The organism is Alteromonas sp. BZK5 (assembly GCF_014349115.1).
Classification (GTDB): Bacteria; Pseudomonadota; Gammaproteobacteria; order Enterobacterales; family Alteromonadaceae; genus Alteromonas; species Alteromonas macleodii.
The window spans coordinates 17,310-36,871 of the sequence record NZ_JACSOE010000013.1 but is presented as its reverse complement, the minus strand read 5'-3'; the positions used below and the strand labels follow the sequence as shown (position 1 = coordinate 36,871).

At 44.2% G+C, this 19,562-nt stretch carries 19 protein-coding genes; 14 read left to right on the top strand and 5 right to left on the bottom strand.

Features of this window, described 5'->3' with window-relative positions:
- The first annotated feature begins 74 nt into the window (after positions 1–74).
- Positions 75–638: a glycine cleavage system protein R gene (locus BIZ39_RS05735; protein ID WP_014949661.1), complete on the top strand. Its 564-nt coding sequence runs from the start codon at positions 75–77 to the stop codon at positions 636–638.
- Positions 616–1,080, top strand: a complete 465-nt coding sequence (bcp, locus tag BIZ39_RS05730; RefSeq protein ID WP_014949662.1) for a thioredoxin-dependent thiol peroxidase — start codon at positions 616–618, stop codon at positions 1,078–1,080. Before BIZ39_RS05735 ends, bcp begins: the two co-directional genes overlap by 23 nt.
- Positions 1,081–1,240: 160 nt before the next feature.
- On the opposite strand, the gene BIZ39_RS05725 is transcribed toward bcp, so the two are convergent.
- The gene (locus tag BIZ39_RS05725) at positions 1,241–2,314 is read right to left on the bottom strand and encodes an AI-2E family transporter (RefSeq protein ID WP_014949663.1); all 1,074 of its coding nucleotides are present in this window, start codon (positions 2,312–2,314) and stop codon (positions 1,241–1,243) included.
- Positions 2,315–2,658: 344 nt separating this feature from the next.
- On the opposite strand from BIZ39_RS05725, the gene BIZ39_RS05720 reads away from it, so the two are divergent.
- Entirely contained in the window at positions 2,659–4,122 is a 1,464-nt protein-coding gene (locus BIZ39_RS05720; protein ID WP_014949664.1) for a M48 family metalloprotease, read from the top strand.
- A 17-nt stretch (positions 4,123–4,139) separates the two neighbouring features.
- Here BIZ39_RS05720 and BIZ39_RS05715 read toward each other — a convergent pair whose 3' ends face one another.
- Positions 4,140–4,652 (bottom strand): TlpA family protein disulfide reductase, encoded by a 513-nt coding sequence (locus BIZ39_RS05715; protein WP_039234605.1) that lies wholly within the window; start codon positions 4,650–4,652, stop codon positions 4,140–4,142.
- A 218-nt stretch (positions 4,653–4,870) separates the two neighbouring features.
- On the opposite strand from BIZ39_RS05715, the gene arsC reads away from it, so the two are divergent.
- The 4 genes from arsC to BIZ39_RS05695 all read left to right on the top strand — a co-directional run bounded on the left by arsC (position 4,871) and on the right by BIZ39_RS05695 (position 8,323).
- Entirely contained in the window at positions 4,871–5,224 is a 354-nt protein-coding gene (gene arsC, locus BIZ39_RS05710; RefSeq protein WP_187446558.1) for an arsenate reductase (glutaredoxin), read from the top strand.
- On the top strand, positions 5,224–5,814 hold the full coding sequence (wrbA, locus tag BIZ39_RS05705) for an NAD(P)H:quinone oxidoreductase (protein WP_014976683.1): 591 nt from the start codon (positions 5,224–5,226) through the stop codon (positions 5,812–5,814). The genes arsC and wrbA overlap by 1 nt, the downstream gene beginning before the upstream one ends.
- Positions 5,815–5,889: 75 nt before the next feature.
- Entirely contained in the window at positions 5,890–6,312 is a 423-nt protein-coding gene (locus BIZ39_RS05700) for a DUF2069 domain-containing protein (protein WP_039220793.1), read from the top strand.
- A 43-nt stretch (positions 6,313–6,355) separates the two neighbouring features.
- A complete protein-coding gene (locus tag BIZ39_RS05695) occupies positions 6,356–8,323 on the top strand; it encodes a hypothetical protein (protein ID WP_187446557.1) in 1,968 nt (655 codons plus the stop codon).
- Positions 8,324–8,427: 104 nt separating this feature from the next.
- On the opposite strand, the gene hda is transcribed toward BIZ39_RS05695, so the two are convergent.
- Together hda and BIZ39_RS05685 are read right to left on the bottom strand one after the other, a co-directional pair.
- On the bottom strand, positions 8,428–9,165 hold the full coding sequence (gene hda / locus BIZ39_RS05690; RefSeq protein ID WP_168463074.1) for a DnaA regulatory inactivator Hda: 738 nt from the start codon (positions 9,163–9,165) through the stop codon (positions 8,428–8,430).
- Positions 9,166–9,171: 6 nt separating this feature from the next.
- A complete protein-coding gene (locus BIZ39_RS05685; RefSeq protein WP_187446556.1) occupies positions 9,172–10,623 on the bottom strand; it encodes a DUF2066 domain-containing protein in 1,452 nt (483 codons plus the stop codon).
- A gap of 304 nt (positions 10,624–10,927) precedes the next feature.
- On the opposite strand from BIZ39_RS05685, the gene purM reads away from it, so the two are divergent.
- The 5 genes from purM (at position 10,928) to BIZ39_RS05660 (ending at position 16,882) form a co-directional block, all read left to right on the top strand.
- Complete coding sequence (gene purM / locus BIZ39_RS05680; RefSeq protein ID WP_187446555.1) at positions 10,928–11,968, top strand: phosphoribosylformylglycinamidine cyclo-ligase; 1,041 nt, start codon at positions 10,928–10,930, stop codon at positions 11,966–11,968.
- Positions 11,965–12,615 (top strand): phosphoribosylglycinamide formyltransferase, encoded by a 651-nt coding sequence (gene purN / locus BIZ39_RS05675; protein ID WP_014979424.1) that lies wholly within the window; start codon positions 11,965–11,967, stop codon positions 12,613–12,615. The genes purM and purN overlap by 4 nt, the downstream gene beginning before the upstream one ends.
- Entirely contained in the window at positions 12,575–13,336 is a 762-nt protein-coding gene (locus BIZ39_RS05670; RefSeq protein WP_231506486.1) for a DUF3108 domain-containing protein, read from the top strand. The genes purN and BIZ39_RS05670 overlap by 41 nt, the downstream gene beginning before the upstream one ends.
- A 386-nt stretch (positions 13,337–13,722) precedes the next feature.
- Positions 13,723–16,185 (top strand): acyl-CoA dehydrogenase FadE, encoded by a 2,463-nt coding sequence (fadE, locus tag BIZ39_RS05665; RefSeq protein ID WP_187446554.1) that lies wholly within the window; start codon positions 13,723–13,725, stop codon positions 16,183–16,185.
- Complete coding sequence (locus BIZ39_RS05660; protein ID WP_187446553.1) at positions 16,169–16,882, top strand: CAP domain-containing protein; 714 nt, start codon at positions 16,169–16,171, stop codon at positions 16,880–16,882. Before fadE ends, BIZ39_RS05660 begins: the two co-directional genes overlap by 17 nt.
- A 35-nt stretch (positions 16,883–16,917) precedes the next feature.
- Here BIZ39_RS05660 and BIZ39_RS05655 read toward each other — a convergent pair whose 3' ends face one another.
- Positions 16,918–17,553, bottom strand: a complete 636-nt coding sequence (locus BIZ39_RS05655) for a response regulator transcription factor (protein ID WP_014949677.1) — start codon at positions 17,551–17,553, stop codon at positions 16,918–16,920.
- A 173-nt stretch (positions 17,554–17,726) separates the two neighbouring features.
- On the opposite strand from BIZ39_RS05655, the gene cmoA reads away from it, so the two are divergent.
- Both cmoA and cmoB read left to right on the top strand, forming a co-directional pair.
- Positions 17,727–18,458 carry a carboxy-S-adenosyl-L-methionine synthase CmoA gene (gene cmoA, locus BIZ39_RS05650; RefSeq protein ID WP_039227627.1) on the top strand — a complete coding sequence of 244 codons (732 nt, stop codon included), beginning with the start codon at positions 17,727–17,729 and terminating at the stop codon, positions 18,456–18,458.
- A gap of 53 nt (positions 18,459–18,511) precedes the next feature.
- On the top strand, positions 18,512–19,510 hold the full coding sequence (gene cmoB, locus BIZ39_RS05645; protein ID WP_187446552.1) for a tRNA 5-methoxyuridine(34)/uridine 5-oxyacetic acid(34) synthase CmoB: 999 nt from the start codon (positions 18,512–18,514) through the stop codon (positions 19,508–19,510).
- Positions 19,511–19,562 lie beyond the last annotated feature (52 nt).

Here is a 19,562-nt window from a genome sequence, read left to right as displayed (position 1 = left end):
GCCAGAAAAAGGCGCTGACTTATAAAAAAACTCTGTGCTAACATCCCGACATTATTAACATTGAAGTGAAGTAGATGTCGAAACACCAACTTATCGTCACTATTCTGGGGACAGACAAAAGTGGCATTTTAAGCGAAATTGCAACGACGGTATCAGAAGCTCAGTGCAATATTCTAGATAGCAGGCAAGCCATTTACGGCAAAGAGTTCTCGCTGACCATGATCATAGAAGGAACGCAAAGCGCTATCACAAAAGCTGAATGTATTTTACCTGCGCTATTTCAGCGCCTTGACCTGCTTTCTATGATGAAGCGCACTAGCCATCACGAAAAGCAAAACCTCGCCCATCTTTTTAATGTCGAGTTTAGCGGAGAAGACGCAGCTGGCTTGATTAAAGCGGTAACCGGCTTTTTTGCCGAGCGTCATGCAATGATAAGCGCATTTAGACAACGCACATTTAAAGACAAGACATCGGGTAAAGACAACATGCGTTGCAAATTTGTTGTTTCTCTTCCCTCTAATGAAAATGTAGACGCACTAGAATCTGATCTAATGTCCCTGTTCACTTCGTTAAATGTGACAGGCAAAGTTGTAGACAAACAAAAAAAGGATCCCAATGAAAACGTTACAAGCTGGTGATAAAGCCCCACAATTCTCATTGCAGAACCAAAATGATGAAACCGTATCTTTAGCTGATTTCGCAGGTAAAAAAGTACTGGTTTATTTTTACCCTAAAGCGATGACGCCAGGTTGCACAGTACAAGCCCAGGGCTTACGCGACGTAAACGAAGAACTAACGGCGAAAAATGTGGTTGTGCTAGGAATTAGCCCAGATGCAGTTAAACGCCTGCCTAAATTCATCGAAAAAGAAAACCTAAACTTTACGTTGCTTTCTGATGAAGACCACGCCGTTGCCGACGCTTTTGGTGTGTGGGGACCTAAAAAGTTTATGGGTAAAGAGTATGATGGCATTCATCGCCAAACATTCCTCGTGGATGAAAACGGTGTTATTGAGCACGTTTTCAACAAGTTCAAAACAAAAGAACACCACACCGTAGTACTTGATTATCTAAACAGCTAAACCGGTATAGAATTTAAAAAGCCCCGATAACATTATGTTTTCGGGGCTTTTTTATACTTGTTCAATTCGTGTCAGTGTTTACCTATAACGCCTATTTGAATCAGTACTCGTTTTGAATCTCGTACTGGATGGCGCTGACTGGTTCGCCAAATGGGAATAACTACTTTGCCTCTTCGGGTACAATAACGGGGTTACTAGACCACGCTGTAATTACCGCCTTCACGAGGGTAGCGAGAGGAATAGCGAAAAATACGCCCCAGAACCCCCAAAGACCTCCAAACACTAATACTGCAACGATTATATAAAGCGGATGCAAGCTAACCGCCTCCGAGAATAGCAGCGGTACCAACAAGTTACCGTCTAACGCCTGAATAATGCCGTACGCTATCATTAAATACCAAAATTCTGGTGAAATACCCCACTGAAACATAGCGACAACGGCCACGGGTATAGTAACCACTGCTGCACCGATGTACGGAATAAGTACTGAAAATCCCACCAATACGCCAAGCAAAATAGCATAACGTAAGTCCATCAATACAAACGTTACGCAGCTCACCGCGCCCACAATTATAATCTCGATCACTTTGCCGCGAATATAGTTGGCAATTTGAGAGTTCATTTCGTGACCAACTTGCGTAATTAAGCGTCGCTCCTTAGGCAGCAAGCGAGATATGCTGTCTAAAAAGAAAAGCTTATCTTTTAGCATGAAAAACACCATAAGCGGTACGAGGATAACGTAAACGAGCAACGCAGCTAAGTTGGCGATATTACTAAACGAAGCAGAAATAAGGGTTTCGCCCACCTCAACCAATTTGTCATTTAAACCTTCCATCATTTGATGGATTTGATACACCTGAACGTAATCTGGATATTTGTCCGGAAGCGTTAATATCCATTCTTGTGCTTTCTGCCATATTAGCGGCGTTTCTTGAATCAAGTTAACGCTTTGCTTGGATATAATTGGAACAAGGCCAATTAAGGTCAATATGGTTATAGTGATAAAGCCGAGCATTACAACGACGCAGGCGAGCGTTCTACTTACGCCGACATTTACCAAGCGACAGACTGGCCAATCGAGTAAATACGCAATCACTGCTGCAACCAACACAGGCATAATTAGCCCGCCCCACAATAGCAACACTGCCGTGGTCAAAAGGATCAAGATAAGCAACATTGCTGCATCAGGATCAGAAAATTTGCGTCGGTACCAACGACCAAAAACGCTAATCATATAAACGCCTAGAAATTACTAAGAATAGGACACGCATCATAGTTGATAGCGCTAGCACTTAGCAATAAGTAGCACTTAAGAATCTTTCAAAATCAAACTGGTATGATGTTTTTACAGTATAAGCATTAATGTGTAGAGTGGTTGTTACAACAGTAAAAGAATAAACTGGATGCGTTTGTGTCGCATTGGTATAAACGTCGTGTCATAAACGAAATAGCGTAGGCGATATTGTCTCGTTTATTCGAAAATAACGCATATAAGAAATAAATAAAAATTGAAACTGTTTAGCAACTTAGCGCTCTAAGGATTAAGCAGTATTAACCATATACAATGATTGTAGGTTCATGAGAAAAAAGTTTTCAGCATCTTTGGTTGCCCTTTCCTTCGTGCTCACATCGAGCCTCACGGCTGTTGCACAAGATGCCAATTACAGCAATAAAAATGCGTTACCTGAAATAGGTGTTGTTGCGTCAGACGCCATATCGCTTGATAAAGAGATGATTGTAGGCGATGCCGTAATGCGGCAAATGCGCGGTCAAAGTCCTGTAATCTCAGATCCGGTGCTGGATGAATATTTACAGGATGTTGGCAACCGATTGGTTGTCCATGCTGACAACGCCAAATTTCCTTTTGAATTTTTCTGGGTAAATAATGATGCCATTAACGCGTTTGCGTTTTTTGGCGGTCACATTGGTGTTCACACAGGTTTAATGCGTCGTGCTGAAAATGAAAGTGAACTGGCTTCGGTGCTAGCGCACGAAATTTCTCATGTGACTCAACGCCACATAGCACGACGTATGCAGGCGCAGCAGCGCTCATCTCCCCTAGCCTTGGCGTCACTTATTGGCGGGGTGCTAATTGCGATGGCCAACCCAGAAGCGGGTATTGCGGCCATGCAGGCAGGAACCGCAGCCTCTGCACAATTGCAAATCGACTATACCCGTTCAAATGAACAAGAAGCCGATAGAATTGGTATCGCAATGCTTGCTCGTGCGGGCTTCGATCCGAGTGCGGCTGCTTCATTCTTTTCTACCATGGCGGAAGAGTACCGCATGGTTTCTCGTCCACCCGCAAGGCTGCTTACTCACCCGTTAACCGAAACCCGTATTGCTGACGCGAGAAATCGCGCTGGTGACTACCCTAGACGCTACTTACCCATTAACAAGCAATTCGAGTTGGCTAAAGCACGTATAAAGGCACGCTACTCGTTTAAAGCTGATTACGCTGTAGAATATTTCGAAGCGGCCGTGGCTCAAGACGTACAGCGCAGTAAAGAAGCGTCATTATATGGTTTAGCGCTTGCTTATATGCGCGCCGAAAAAATCGAAAAAGCCAAAGACATTATGGACGAGTTAATAGCAAAAGATAGAGGAAACCTCTTTTATCTCGACGCTATGACAGATATCTATATTTCGCAAGGTGAGCCTTTAAAAGCCGTTGAAATGCTAAGACCTCACGTTACGCATAACCCTAGAAATCAAGTATTGGCATTAAACCAGGCCAATGCTTACATAAGCGCAAACAAATATGAAGAAGCGGTGTCTCTACTTAAGGATTTCCTGCTGGTTAAAAAAGATTATCAACTGGCACATCAGTTAATGAGTGAGGCGTATCAAAAGTCGAAACGTTTCTCGCAAATGCATCAGAGCAAAGCGGAAGTATATGCACTTTATGGTGCTTATAACCGCGCGGTTGACGAACTTCAATATGCGTATAATTTCGCAGGCGATGATCATCTTGAAAAACAAAGAATTAGAGCGAGAATAAAACAATTTCGCGACCAAGAAGAGCGTTTACAACGACTCTAGACCATCGCACGTCCCTGCTATTCGTCAGCGCCCTTCAATTCAGCTAGGCGCTGACGCAGATGCGCTGCCGTAATTTCTCCCATTATCGTATCCTTTATTTTCCCATCAGGTCCAAGAATAAACGTTGCTGGTAAATAAGGGGGTTTTTGCATGGGCAGTTTAGTGTCTGGCGAACTTATAATAACAGGCAAATCAATATCAAACTTCTCAGCCATGGCTTTGAGTTCAGGCTTCGTTTTAAGATCGTAATTAATAGCAAAAAGACGGGTATCATCAGGTAGCGAATGATTAAATGTAACGAGCTCAGGCATTTCTCGTAGACATGGTGCACACCACGGCGCAAAGTAATTTACCACAACCCACTTCCCCTCAAGATCTTGCCAAAGGTAAGCAGTTCCATCTAATGTTTCAAAGTCATGTTGAAGACGCTGATACGTATATGCACCGGCAAACGCAACAAGCGCTAACAGCACTAGAAAGAGTATAGGCTTTATTTTTCCTGCATTGCTTTTTGGCTGTGACAACAACATATAACCTTCTAACTTTGACTATTTTTTCATAGTGCCAGATTCTTACTTCGCGCACTAACATAAATTCAACCACGCTTTTTAAGCACCGTTTTCCAGAAACGATGCTGTAAACAAAGAATAGTACGAATTTATTACCCGTTATCGGTAAACTGCTTGATATTCTATGGCAAAAACGCAATAGTTCGCGCCAATTCATATAATCATGAACAAGAGTATTTATGACAGACATTACCATTATTCACAATCCTCGCTGTTCAAAGAGCAGACAAACCCTAGCACTACTTGAAGAGCAAGGTGTAGCGCCTGTTATTGTTGAGTACCTAAAGCACCCTCTTGACGCAAAAGAACTGAAAGAGATATTTAAAAAACTTAACCTTGGATCGGTTAGAGATATGATGCGTGCTAAAGAAGCAGAATATAAAGATGCTAACTTAGGTGATAGCGCACTGTCTGATAATGCGCTTTTTGAAGCTATGGCTCACACGCCTAAGTTGATAGAGCGTCCCATTGTTATAAATGGCGAGAAAGCCAGAATTGGTCGTCCGCCAGAATCTGTCTTGGAAATTGTATAGTGCAACCTGTTCTCGTACTTTATTACAGCCGCAACGGCAGCACAAAGCGATTAGCTGATGCCATCGCCCAAGGAGTATCGTCATTAGATGTTCCTGTGATAGTACGTACAGTCAAGAGTATCAGCGATGCAGCTAATGACGCGGCATCTAGTGCTGTACCCGAGGTTTCCCTTCAGGAACTCGAACAGTGCAGTGCCCTGGCGTTAGGTAGTCCTACGCGTTTCGGCAATATGGCAGCGCCAGTAAAACATTTTTTGGATTCTACAAGCAGTCAATGGTTAAAAGGCGCGTTGATTGATAAGCCTGCGTGCGTGTTTACATCTTCTTCTTCCATGCACGGCGGCCAGGAATCCACATTACTTTCCATGATGGTTCCGCTTATCCATCACGGCATGGTGATTTGCGGTTTACCTTACAGTGAGCCTGCGCTACACAACACCACAATGGGTGGCACCCCTTACGGTGTAACACACGTCGCTCATCACAGTTTAAGTGCACCAGAGCAATTGAGTGCAGATGAAAAAGCGCTATGCATTGCTCAGGGTAAGCGACTTGCAATGTTCGCTAAAAAACTAGCTGACAACGCCTAACAGTTACGTTATTTGGCGCATAAAACGTAGACCTTATAAAGAACATTAAAAACAAATTGTTTCGGAGACATTACCATGGCACCAGATACGCGTTTTTATCGCTATCTCGCACTTATAAGCCACACCGGGTTAATCGTATGGATAACACTGTGGCAATTTACATTTACTAAAGAGCATACTTACTCTCCTTTGTTTATTGCCTTGTTTTATATTTTACCTTTACTGTTACCTTACTGGGGTATATTAAAAGGCAAGCCATATACTCACGCGTGGGCCAATTTTGTCGTTTTGTTTTACCTTATTCACGGATGCACTGTGGCATACGCTGTACCTGATGAACGTTGGTATGCAGTGGTAGAGATTATTCTATGCACGGGTATGTTTGTCGGCTGTAGTGCGTTTGCTAGAAAACGTGGTCGTGAATTGGGTTTGGGCCTTAAAAAGCTTAAAGAAGAGATGCAAGAAGAAAAAGCACGCTTTGAGCAAGGTCAACAATGATCATGTAATACACAGCGAAAACACATGCTGCCAAGGGGTTAATATGACACGCCATTTGCCTGAACTTACATTAGTAATCGCATCATTATCGTTACTTGCAGCATGTGGAGGCTCTGGTTCAGGCGATAGTTCAGCCCCAAGCACTCCTTCCATTCCTCCAACCATTAGCATTTCAGGCCCTACAAACGCCGTTGTAGGCGATGCGGTCGACTTTGCTGTCGCCTCGCCTACTGGCCACGCTATTGTAGATATCGATTGGCAAGTCTCGGGTGTATCACAGCAGCCTCTCAGTGCTCACACGCAGGCTATAGGCTTTGATGTTACCTCTTCAGGTAGCTTCGATATCGCCGTAAACGTTAGCTTAGAAAATGGCACAACGCTTACAGACACCATAACGTTACAAACGAACGAAAGTACCGCGCCGATTGCCGCATTACGATTGGGTCATGAGGCATCCGAAGGCGGCAGAGTTTCTCTTCGCGTTGACACCGTTAACTCGCAAGGGTTAACAATCTCAAATATCACGTGGCAACAAACGTCTGGACCAATCGTCAATAACTTCAACTTTGATGAAGGCGATTATTCTCATTCGATATATTTTCAAGCGCCTCGAGTCAGCAACGACACAATCATTGAAATAGAAAGTACCGTTACACTCTCAAATGGCGAGGTGTTAACCGATAGCGCGCAAGTTCTAGTGAAAAACATCGACATTAACAATAGCGGCTTTTTTGTAGATGACGAGACAAGTATTCCCGAAACGGTAAGCGCGCATATGCAGCCCTATAGAGCCGACAGCCCTTACGCGTCGGCACTTATTGATTGTGTTTATAACAATCAGGTTTCAAACAGCTGTACGTTCTCTCAGCTACCACTGATTGGCCAAGTCACCGAAAGCCCCACTATCGATGATATTTTAGATAGAACATACGTCTCGCATCCGTGGATGGGCGATGCATTTAGAACGTATTTAGAAACTTCAGCAACCCGTGATGACATGCTTAAGTTACTACGCGCAACTAACGCGATTGTGATTTCTTACGATATCCGCCCGTCATTTTATTGGGTTGCCACTGGTGCCATTTACTTAGATGCCAACAACTTTTGGCGCACACCGCAAGAGCGAGACACGCTAAATACTCGCCCAGATTATAGAAGTGGTTTTGGTAGTGAGCTCGATTTTACGACGTCATGGCGCTACGTGAAAAACGGGGCCTATTATTTTCCTAATATCAGCACAGCGAACGTAGCAGATAGACTTCCACGTGACGTGAGCGACGTAGAAGCAGCATTAACCTATTTGCTATACCACGAGCTAGCTCACGCCAATGACTTTTTCGACTACACCGAATGGCAACAACTCAGCAATAGCGCGAGCCCACTGTCGTCTTATGACGACAGCTCTCCCATTTCTACGGGGCTAACAACTTCATTGCCTCTTACGTCGTCACAACTCCATGCTTTGGCCGAAGTTCGATACGGCGGCGCAACCGCTTCAAGCGCGCAGCGAAATTATACCGCGCTACAAGTGGCAAATTGGTTTGAGGATGATGGTGCGGTTGCTTTCTACTCTTACTTTACGGAACGAGAAGATCTCGCCATGTTATTCGAGCGCTTCATGATGCTTTACCGGCTTGAGGCAGAAGCGGATGTAGGCGTATTTACAAGAGAGACACTGGAAGACGGCAGTTTCATTCCCACTTGGGCTCAGAGAAACCGTGTTAATGATGATAACGTTACTATGCGCGTAGATTACGTATTAAGTAGAATTTTACCCGAACTCGATGTACCTGCTATTCAAGCGTCACTTCCAAGCCCTTATCTGCTTCCGAACGATATTACCTGGCGGGACTCTGCGTCTAGTACAAATCCAAACGTACAGTCTGCGAGCGATAAGTTAATGCTACAGAACGGCGGAAACAATTCGGTTACTTCCGATGGAACTCTAATGACGGTAGCAGAAGAATTTAGCACCACATCAAGCGCTCATAGTTTAAGAAAAGAACAATAAACGGCAACACAGCAGCGCTTTGACTAACGCAGGTTAAACTCGCGCTTTAGCTAACTTAGGTTAAGCTCGCGCTTAGACTATCTTAGGTTAAGCTCGCGCTTTGGCTATCTTAGGTTAAGCTCGCGCTTAACCATGCCCACCGATAAGCGTTTTTGTTCTTGGAGTGAGCGTGTGTCTAAACGAGCTAATAGTGACATGAGGCTTTTTAGGTCTCGTTCACTATGGTGCAAAAGAAACTGTAGTGCTTGGTTTGATAGCTTTAATCCACGTTCCGCTGCACGTAAGCGCACGGCTTCTTCACGACCATTGTCATCCAGTTGGTTTACGTGATAAATAACCCCCCACGCCAAGCGAGAACGTAAGTCAGGTAAAACAAAAGCCGGGTTAGATGGGCCTAGGTGACTAGAACAAAGTACCATGGTTTGTTTAGTCTCAATCACTCGGTTTAACAAATCGAATAACGCTTCTTCCCAACGTAAATCGCCCGCTATCGCGTGAATGTTGTCTAATGCGATTAACGAAAGATTCTCTAGGCCTTCAAAAATATCGAGCGACCACGCTTCGTAATTATTAAGATTTAAATAAAGGTGACTAACCGATTTTTCGGCTAGTTGATGACAAGTGGCAAACAATAAGTGACTTTTACCGATAGCGGTACTGCCTAGTAAAGTAAGCAAAGGCAGCTGAAGCGATGCTAATGGCCCCAATTCAGGAGCCTCGCGCCAGTGTGGCAGCGCATCTGCAATCTGCTTAAGGACTGAAACTACTTCTTCGTTACCCGTATTGACAAAACTATCGAAGTTTTCGTCAACAGGTAGCGTGACAGGCAAAGGCAGCTGCATGCTAAATTAATTGCTCCAATAGAAACTGTGTCCTTTCACGGATTGTCCGTACGAATCGGTTACGGGACGTAATTTGCTTTCTAGTTTAATACTGTTAAGTAAATCGTCCACCGTTCCAATTAATGTAAGTGAGTACGTGGCAACAGAACCAGATTGCTCTACTAGCGTAGCGTTTTCAATCACACTTAAACTATTTAAATAGTCAGTAGCGCTGGCGTAACTTTTTACCGAGCCAATATTGGCAATCGATACCTTGATAACTTCTCGCTCAGACGCTTCGATTCCTACGATTGCATAAAGCGACGATAAATAATTTGAGTAGGCATCGATTAACTGATTGCCAAGAACTTCGGGCGAATCACCGTATATGCTGCCATAGCTAACCTTACCGCCACCAACGAACACCCAGTCTAGTGCATAGTCACCTTCATCGGCACGCTTCGCATAGTTGGCAAACTCGTTCATGGTAAACGGCATCGTTGTGCTCTCTTCCTGCGCCAGCTCCTTCGCCGAGGTTCCGTCAGCATTATTCAAGTTTTGGTTTGTTTCGTCATAACCGTCGTTTAACTGAGCATCAACACCGTTATTCATCGCACCGGACTCAACGTTATCTGAAAAAGTGCGCTGTGCGTCCGTATTATCTACACGCGGATTTCGCTCTTCGGAACTTTGTTCATCAGTTTGTGCTCTAAACTGTGCTTCTTCATCTAGCACGCTATCAAGAGATTCTACTGTGCCAGAAGGCACAACATTTTCCGGCAAATCAGGAATTGCACTCGCGTCGTTACGATAAACTCTGGCACCAATAATGTTGTCGACGCCATAGCGTGTAGAAGCTTTGCGCAAAGGCTCAACAAATCGTCCCCACACATCATAGGTAGAAATATTTACATTGTCGGTAAGGTCCATTAAAGGCAAGCTTAATGGTACGCCTCGTTCTTTCGCTGTTTGTTTGAGCGTATGTTGTAATTCTGTATTGAGAGATTCGTCTAAGATGACGCGAGTCTCGTTTTCGTCTTCCTGCGCAAGCCACACTATCGTTTCAGGGCGTCTATCACCCCAGAGCGGAAGCATTTCACGCTGAAGAAGTTCATTGAGTTTTGCTTGATCGAACTCCGCAACGTAATACGTTCTACCTTTGTCAAAAGCAAATCGATAGGAACGAAGCAGCGATTGAGGCGACGATAACGCTGCTCTAACACCGGCATTATCGAGCACGCTTGTGCTGCCCGACATCTTCACAAAAACCTGCCTTAATGCTTTTTTAAGCGCATTTTGTTGGGTACGCTGAGTTTGATCTTCAACTTGAATCTGCGCTTCGTTGACCACAACGCGTTGAGCCGCATTTATAAAGGGGGCGTAAGTCAGCGCAGCAAGAAATGAAATGCCCAGAATGCCTTTCAAGCTAACTCTCGTTAAATTAGTTCCATTGGTGTTACGCTTTACTGCCGTTAACATTGACACTCCATACTCTCTTAAAATCAATTCCTTACCTATCGAATCGTCAGTTAATTTCGTTTACCTATATACGGTAAACTTGGACTAACCTGCGCGCAATTCACTCTACTTTTTAGAGCGAGACATTTTATCAAGCAAGATGTTCACCAAAAGATAGCCTTCTATTGTCTTTTATATTGGGTTTAATTTCACCCCTAAAATAAAAAAGATCAAAAAGCGCATAAAATAGCCTTCACAAATTGGACTTGTGACGACTTGCTGGTAGAATCCGCGGTTTTCTACCTCTTAGTTTCAGGGCCCAACCGTGAGCGAAAATAAAACCTCTTTAAGTTACAAAGATGCAGGCGTAGATATCGATGCAGGTAATCAACTTGTTGAACGCATTAAATCTGTTACCAAGAAAACCCATAGACCAGAAGTAAAAGGTAATCTGGGTGGTTTTGGTGCACTTTGTGAACTGCCTACTAAATATAAAAAGCCGCTACTTGTTTCAGGTACTGACGGCGTGGGTACAAAACTAAGAGTTGCTATGGATGCTAACCGTCATGACGGTGTTGGTATCGACTTAGTAGCAATGTGCGTAAACGACCTTATTGTTCAAGGTGCTGAGCCCCTATTCTTTCTAGATTACTACGCAACTGGCAAGCTTGACGTTGATGTAGCCGCGTCGGTTGTTACCGGCATCGGCGCCGGCTGTGAGCAAGCAGGTTGTGCTTTAATTGGTGGTGAAACAGCCGAAATGCCTGGCATGTATCACGATGGCGACTACGATATTGCAGGCTTCTGCGTAGGCGTGGTTGAAGCTGATAAGGTTATTGACGGCACTAACGTTAAACCAGGTCAAAAACTAATTGCACTTGGTTCATCGGGCCCTCACTCAAACGGTTACTCATTAGTTAGGAAGATCATTGAAGTTAGTGGTGCAGATGTAAACGCCGACCTAAACGGCAAGCCTATCATCGACCAACTTCTTGAGCCTACTCGCATCTATGTTAAATCAGTATTGGCATTGCTTGAAGAAGTGCAAGTAAGCGCTATTTCTCACATCACGGGCGGTGGTTTTTGGGAGAACATCCCTCGCGTATTACCTGAAGATGCGAAAGTGGTTATTGATGAAAGCACCTGGGAATGGCCTGTAATCTTCTCTTGGTTACAAGAAAACGGTAACGTGACTCGCCACGAAATGTACCGCACGTTTAACTGTGGTGTTGGCCTTGTAATCGTTGTTGACGAAAGCGATACCGATGCTGCACTGAATATTCTTAAACAACACGGTGAAAATGCTTGGGTTATTGGTGATATCGCAGCAAAAGATGGCGAAGAGCAAGTAGAGATCAACGCGTGAGTAACAGTGTAACCAAACTATGCGTACTTATTTCAGGTAATGGCAGCAATTTACAAGCCATTATCGATGAAATAAAAGCAGGCCGTCTGAACGCGGAAATCAGCGGCGTGATCAGTAATCGCCCTACTGCTTATGGTCTGGAACGCGCTAAAGAAGCAGGGATCAATGCGGTTTGCTTAGATCATACAGGCTTCGATTCACGAGAGTCTTATGACGGGGCGCTCAAAGCACAAATTGAGGCTTTTGGCGCAGACTGTGTTGTTCTTGCGGGCTTTATGCGTATCTTAACACCGGAGTTCGTCGACAGCTTTGCTGGAAAATTAGTGAACATTCATCCATCTTTGTTGCCGAAGTACAAAGGTTTGAATACGCATCAGCGAGCTATCGACAATGGAGACAAGGAGCACGGCGTTAGCGTGCACTTTGTTACACCGGAGCTCGACGGCGGCCCTGTTATCATTCAAAGCCGCGTACCTGTGTTTGAAGACGACACAGCAAGCGACCTGGCCGAGCGTGTTCAAGAACAAGAACGTCGTATCTATCCGCTTGTACTATCTTGGTTTAGTGCAGGCCGATTATCGATGCGAAACAATAAGGCAGTTTTAGATGAGCAAGAATTACCAGAATCTGGTTATGCAAGCGACTAAGCCTTTTGCTTTAGGCGCACTGTTAGCAGCATCGCTTTCAGTAGCCGCGCAAGCAAACCCTAGTACAGAAAATACGGATAGTGCAGAGCTACCGCTTCAGCCCTACAAGGCAACCTATACCGCTTACAAATGGGGTGACGACGTAGGCGAAGCGAATATTGAGCTCTCGAAATTAGGTGACCAACAGTATTCTCTAATTTACACGTCAAAAGTGTCTAAGTTTTTCTTGTCTGACAAACGCAGTGAACATTCTATTTTTACTGTTAATGATAATACCGTCGTACCCTCTGAGTACTACTATAATCGTTCTGGCACAGGACCTGATAAAGAGCTTAAGGTAACGTTTAGTCATCAGGGACAAGGCAAAATTGCAGTCGAGAATGGCGAAACATTTGATTGGAACGGCGAATTTGATAACCAAATTTATCGTATTGACCTTGCAAAGCAGTTAGCGGAAGGTAAGACATCTTTAGAATACCACTTCGTAAATTATCGTGGCGAACTTCGTCACTACGGCGTTCAAGTGGTGGATGAAGAGGTATTGTCTTTACCTTTCGGTAAAATTGAAACTGTAAAAGTTAAGCTTATTCGCGACTCAAATAAGCGTGAGACGTTTGCTTGGTTTGCGCCATCACTTAACTACACGTTAGTTCGTCTGCAACAGTTCAAAGAAGGCGATGAACAGGGCGATATCAAGCTGAAATCGTTCGAGACGCAGTAAAGCGTAAAGATAAACCGTTTTTTGTCTCAACAACTTTTTCACAATTGTTGAATAAAGCACGTTATGAACTAGCATTCAGACGTGCTTTTTTATTTACACTGTTGCTGTCTTATCCTCACGTAACCTCTTCTCGTTTCGCAACACAATTCACATTCTAAATCAGTATTTATAAGCAACGACTATACTTATAGAGCGGATAACGCACTACCCTATTATTTATGTCGTTGTTAATAGAATATTCATGTAAAAATCTTGATCTTTGCCCTATTAAATAATAGGTTTACAGCATGCTGGTCTGACCTCGATCTGTGACTGCTTTTCATAAAGCAACTCACTATGCTCGAGTTAAGACTAGCGTAACGTTTAACGCCTTTCAGGAGTGAAGTATGGCAGATTTTATATGGTTTTTACTGGTCGTTCTGACACTAGCGGTAGCTAGTTATCAGCGAACCAGCTTGGTAACAGCGGTTGCCATGGGCGCAGGTGTTATGATTTTAGGCACCCTTTTCGGTGACATCGGCCTGCTTGGTTGGGTAGTGTTCCTTGCTTTAACACTGCCGTTCACGCTTGCAAATATCAGACAGCAGCACATCTCTAAAAAGCTGCTAGCCTTCTACCGCAAAGTTATGCCTGAAATGTCGAGCACTGAGCAAGAAGCTATCGACGCAGGTACGGTATGGTGGGACGGTGATATTTTCAGCGGCAAGCCAGACTGGGATAAACTACACCGCATTCCGAAAGGTCGACTCACTGCTGAAGAGCAAGCATTCTTAGACGGTCCTTGTGACAAAGTGTGTTCAATGGTCGATGAATGGCAAATAAACCATAAAGATGCTGATCTTTCACCTGAAATTTGGCAGTTCCTTAAGGAACACAAATTCTTCGCGATGATCATCAAGAAAGAGTATGGCGGTTTAGAGTTTTCGGCATATGCCCAGTCTCGCGTTCTTCAAAAACTTGCAGGCGTTAGCGCGGTGCTATCAAGCACAGTCGGTGTACCAAACTCATTGGGCCCGGGCGAATTACTTCAGCACTATGGTACAAAAGAGCAACAAGATCATTATCTTCCCCGTCTTGCTGCCGGTGAAGAAATCCCTTGTTTTGCATTAACCGGCCCAGAAGCTGGCTCTGATGCAGGTGCGATCCCTGATGTTGGTGTTGTATGTAAAGGCGAGTGGAATGGCGAAGAAGTGTTGGGTATGCGCCTAACGTTTAACAAACGCTACATTACCCTTGCGCCTGTTGCTACGGTTATTGGTCTTGCCTTTAAACTTCAAGATCCTGAAGGTCTTCTAGGTGATAACAAAGAGCCGGGTATAACATGTGCCCTTATTCCTCGCGACACTAAAGGTTTAGAGATCGGTCGTCGTCACTTCCCTCTCAATACGCCATTCCAAAATGGCCCTATTAAGGGTGAAGATATTTTCGTTCCAATCGATTACATCATTGGTGGTCCGAAAATGGCAGGTCGCGGCTGGCGCATGCTGGTTGAATGTTTGTCGGTAGGTCGCTGTATTACCCTTCCTTCATCTGCTGCTGGTGGTGCTAAATCAGTATCTCTTGCAACGGGTGCATATGCACGTATTCGTCGCCAGTTCCGTATGCCTGTAGGTCATATGGAAGGTGTTGAAGAAATGCTTGCGCGCATTGGTGGTAATGCATATTTGATGGATGGCGTAACACGCTTCTCAACGGTGGGTGTAGACCTTGGTGAGAAACCTTCTGTTATCTCGGCTATCTGTAAGTACCACTTAACCGAGAAGATGCGTCAAATCATTAATGATTCGATGGATGTTCACGGCGGTAAAGGCGTTATGCTTGGGCCAAACAATTACCTTGGTCGCGGCTATCAAGGTGTACCAGTATCAATTACGGTTGAAGGCGCAAACATTCTAACCCGTAACATGATGATCTTTGGTCAAGGTGCAATGCGTTGTCACCCTTACGTGCTTAAGGAAATAGAAGCTGCGTCTATCGAAGACAATAAAGAAGCGTTGAAAGCGTTTGATAAAGCGGTATTCGGTCATATTGGCTTTGCGGTAGCTAATACTGTTCGCAGTATTTGGTTCTCGTTAACCAATGGCGCATTCAGCAGCGCACCGTTCACTGACGAAACGGCGCGTTACTACAAGCTACTTCAAGGCTACAGTGCAAACTTAGCACTACTAACCGATGTCTCTATGGGTGTGCTTGGTGGTGATCTTAAGCGTCGCGAGCGTTTATCAGCGCGTTTAGGTGACATCCTAAGTGGCCTTTACATGGGTAGTACAACGCTTAAACGCTTCGACGAAGAAGGTCGTCTAAAAGAAGATTTACCGCTTTTACATTGGGCAATGCAAACTACATTGCACGATATCGAGACAGCAATTGATGACTTCTTGGCTAACTTCCCTAACCGCGCAATCGCTGCAGCGCTTCGCGTTATGGTGATTCCGTTTGGCCGACGTATTGGTAAGCCTTCAGACAAGACAGAACATGCTATTGCACAAATGCTTCAAACGCCTTCAACTGCACGTAGCCGTTTAGGTTATGGTCAGTACCTCACCCGTGAGGAAGGAAGCTTGTTTGGCGATCTTGAGCAAACTCTTGATGATGTACTAGCAAGTGAGCCTATCTTCGAACGTATTTGTAAGCACAAAAAAGCTAAACTACCGTTTACCCGTTTAGATGTGCTTGCTGACGAAGCGCTAGCAGAAGGAATTATTAACGAAGAAGAAGCGAATCTACTTCGTAAGACTGAAGCTGGAAGACTTCGCACTATCAACGTCGATGATTTCGACCACGAAGAATTAGTAGCGAAGGTTAATTCCAACACCACTGCTAAGAAACGAGGTGGCAAAGCTGCTTAATTTCATACCCAAACAAAAGGGCCGCTCTCGCGGCCTTTTTCGTCAACGATTCATTCTATTAACATCACTCACCTACGTATTTTCTAGCCTTTGCTTGGCCGACCAAACAACCTGCGGAAATACCGAACAGGCGAGAGAACTCTCTTTATTAATTGCTAACGACAAAGGTCAACAACGTTCGGTACTAAAATGTAATCCTACGCTTGTTATGCTGGCTGAAACAAAAGCCAAAGACATGGCTGAGAGAGGCTTGGTGTCTCACTTTTTGGGCGGCAGTCCGAACACTCGCATTCGCAATGCTGGTTTAACGTTACCAGAATATTATGGCGATGCGATGAGCAATCAAGTGGAGGCCCTTGCTGGTGGTTATATAACAGCTGATGACGTGTGGTACGCACTTAAAACATCGACTTCACACCGTCAACACTTGTTAGCAGAGTTACCTTTTTATCAAGAACAAGATCAAATAGGTATTGCCTTTTACAAAGATTACTCAACGCCTCACGTTGAATACTGGGCTATATACTTGACCAAGCTGATTGACACGGAAACGTCTAACAATGACTTAAAGGATGACACAACAACTACGCTTCTAATAAAGCGTCAAAAGAAGTTTGACCATGTCCCTGATAAAGGTCTTGGGATCGTCACGGAAAGTGGTGAAATTATTTTACAGCCAAAAAAACCGGATGATTAATCCGGTTTTTTATTAGCGCTAGATAAATACTTAGTTTAGCTAAGTTGGAGTTTATCCATCAACAATACGGCTTGCGTACGCGTGTTGATCTCTAGCTTGCGAAGAATGGCACTAATGTGTGCTTTAATGGTTGCTTCCGTAACGTTCATCTCGTGAGCGATTTGCTTGTTCATTAAGCCTGCGCGTAAGTAAGAAAGCACTTGAATCTGTTTAGGTGTAAGTTCACGGAAGCGCTGAAGTAGAACTTTAAGCTCATCGTCAACTTTCTCTAGTTCTTCTTCCATACCTTCTGGTAGCCACTTTTTGCCACCAATAATGTCTACAATAGCCTGAGCAATTTCTCGTGTTTGTGACACTTTGGGGATAAAGCCCTGAGCACCTAGGCTCATTACTTGAGCGACAACCTCAACAGTATCGCTGCCCGAAACAACACCAACAGGAATATTCGGATATTGCTCACGCAGGGTGATAAGGCCGTTAAAATATTCACCGCCAGGCATATTAAGGTCAAGAAGGATCAGCTCAACACCGTCGAATTCGTTTAGCTTCGCCATCGCATCATCCAAGCTTCCTGCTTGAATTATCTGTGCGTTTTCAAAGTAAGGTTCCAACGCGCCGCTCAAAGCTTCGCGAAACAATGGGTGATCGTCTGCTACTAGAATTCTTGTCATTAGCGTTACTGCTTCTTTATTGTATTATGAGTATAGATTAATACTTTAGATCATTAACGAAAAGCCCTAAACCAGAAAAATCACGCAAAATATAACAAATTTGGTGTTTTCCATTGGCATTTACGTATCAAACGGTAAAATTGCGCCCCAAATTAGTTAATTGAAGACCCACTGTGAAGAAACACGACAATATATACGCAAAGGCACTCAATAAAGTAGATGACTTTAAATTTGACGAGTCTGTCGTTGATGTGTTTCCCGATATGATTCAGCGCTCAGTGCCTGGATACGAAACCATTGTTCACACCATAGGCGAATTGGCTAAAATTGCCGTTACGCCCAATACCGTCGTTTATGATCTTGGTTGTAGCTTAGGTGCTGCAAGTTTATCTGTGGCAAGAGCTGTACCTAACGATACATGTGAAATTATTGGTGTGGATGCTTCAGAAGCAATGGTAGAACGCTGCAAACGCGTCGTACAGACCTTCACACTGCCAAACCCAATTGTTATTCAGCATGGGTTTGCACAAAGTGTAGAAATTAAGAATGCCTCTTTGGTTGTGATGAATTTCACTTTGCAATTTATCCCACCCGCTGACCGCGAAGCGTTATTAAAGCGCATTTACGACGGGCTTAACCCCGGCGGTATGTTGGTGCTATCAGAAAAAATACGCCACCCTACCCTTACTGGCAATGAACTGCTGGTAGATTTACATCATCAATTTAAGCGCGACAACGGTTATAGTGAACTAGAAGTGAGCCAAAAGCGCGCCGCGTTAGAAAAAGTTATGCTAACCGATACATTTAACGAGCATGATACTCGCTTGAGAAAAGTCGGGTTTACCGATGTTGTGATGTGGTACAAATGTTATAACTTCACGTCTATGGTTGCCATTAAAGGCTAAACAAATCTCGCTACGTCCGTCTTTCCGCAACGCCAACACATATTAAGAACAGTATGAGCAAATTAGAACAAACTTGGTTTACCGATTGCTACAAATCGTTAATAGACAGCCCGCTATCACATTGGCTTCAAACGCTGCCGGCACAAATGGAAACCTGGCAGCAAACTGCTAAACACGGTGAGTTTGATAAATGGTGCCGTTTACTTTCGAAGCTGCCGACTACGTCGCCGAGTTGTGTTGATTTAGCCTCAAGCGTTTCCATTGGCACCGAAAATGACGTAGATGAGTATGTCCAAAAACAAATTGAAGGATTACTAAAGCAGTTTATGCCTTGGAGAAAAGGGCCATTTAATCTTCATGGAATTCATATTGATACAGAGTGGCGTTCGGACTGGAAATGGGACCGCGTAGCACCTCATATTAGTTCGCTGCAAGACCGAAACGTTTTAGACGTAGGTTGTGGTAGTGGTTATCACATGTGGCGCATGCTGGGTGAAGGTGCCAATAACGTAATAGGTATAGATCCTACCCAACTGTTTCTTATTCAGTTTCACGCCATTAAACAATTTATTAGTAAAAGTAGTGCGCCTTCCGAGAATATCCATTTTCTACCGATGGGCATTGAAGACATGCAGCCACTGAGAGCTTTCGACACTGTGTTTTCTATGGGTGTACTTTACCACCGTAAAGACCCAATGGCGTTTCTGCAGCAACTTAAAGACCAGCTAAGAAAAGGTGGCGAACTGGTTCTTGAAACCCTTGTTGTGGATGGTGATGAAAATACAGTATTGATGGCGGGTGAACGCTATGCACAAATGCGAAATGTGTGGTTCTTACCGAGCACTGCAGCCCTCTCTGTTTGGTTAGGCCGTTTAGGCTTTGAAAATATTCGCGTTGTAGATATCAACCACACAACCCTAGATGAGCAGCGCGCAACGCCTTGGATGGAAACGCAATCTTTGAAAGATTTTCTCGATCCGGAAGATATTACTCGCACTATCGAAGGTTACCCTGCACCACAAAGGGCCGTTATTGTCGCTAACAAGAAGTAAGTCGTAAGTCCACGCGTCTGTTACCCTATTGGCACAAATGTTGTTATCTTAA

Excerpts from the sequence above, each read along its gene's own strand:
- BIZ39_RS05725 (WP_014949663.1), bottom strand. The coding sequence starts at position 2,314 with ATGATTAGCGTTTTTGGTCGTTGGTACCGACGCAAATTTTCTGATCCT.
- cmoB (WP_187446552.1), top strand. The coding sequence starts at position 18,512 with ATGAGCAAATTAGAACAAACTTGGTTTACCGATTGCTACAAATCGTTA.
- BIZ39_RS05715 (WP_039234605.1), bottom strand. The coding sequence starts at position 4,652 with ATGTTGTTGTCACAGCCAAAAAGCAATGCAGGAAAAATAAAGCCTATA.
- bcp (WP_014949662.1), top strand. The coding sequence starts at position 616 with ATGAAAACGTTACAAGCTGGTGATAAAGCCCCACAATTCTCATTGCAG.
- BIZ39_RS05700 (WP_039220793.1), top strand. The coding sequence starts at position 5,890 with ATGGCACCAGATACGCGTTTTTATCGCTATCTCGCACTTATAAGCCAC.
- BIZ39_RS05735 (WP_014949661.1), top strand. The coding sequence starts at position 75 with ATGTCGAAACACCAACTTATCGTCACTATTCTGGGGACAGACAAAAGT.
- BIZ39_RS05695 (WP_187446557.1), top strand. The coding sequence starts at position 6,356 with ATGACACGCCATTTGCCTGAACTTACATTAGTAATCGCATCATTATCG.
- arsC (WP_187446558.1), top strand. The coding sequence starts at position 4,871 with ATGACAGACATTACCATTATTCACAATCCTCGCTGTTCAAAGAGCAGA.
- BIZ39_RS05720 (WP_014949664.1), top strand. The coding sequence starts at position 2,659 with ATGAGAAAAAAGTTTTCAGCATCTTTGGTTGCCCTTTCCTTCGTGCTC.
- BIZ39_RS05655 (WP_014949677.1), bottom strand. The coding sequence starts at position 17,553 with ATGACAAGAATTCTAGTAGCAGACGATCACCCATTGTTTCGCGAAGCT.
- fadE (WP_187446554.1), top strand. The coding sequence starts at position 13,723 with ATGGCAGATTTTATATGGTTTTTACTGGTCGTTCTGACACTAGCGGTA.
- BIZ39_RS05685 (WP_187446556.1), bottom strand. The coding sequence starts at position 10,623 with ATGTTAACGGCAGTAAAGCGTAACACCAATGGAACTAATTTAACGAGA.
- hda (WP_168463074.1), bottom strand. The coding sequence starts at position 9,165 with ATGCAGCTGCCTTTGCCTGTCACGCTACCTGTTGACGAAAACTTCGAT.
- BIZ39_RS05670 (WP_231506486.1), top strand. The coding sequence starts at position 12,575 with ATGAGCAAGAATTACCAGAATCTGGTTATGCAAGCGACTAAGCCTTTT.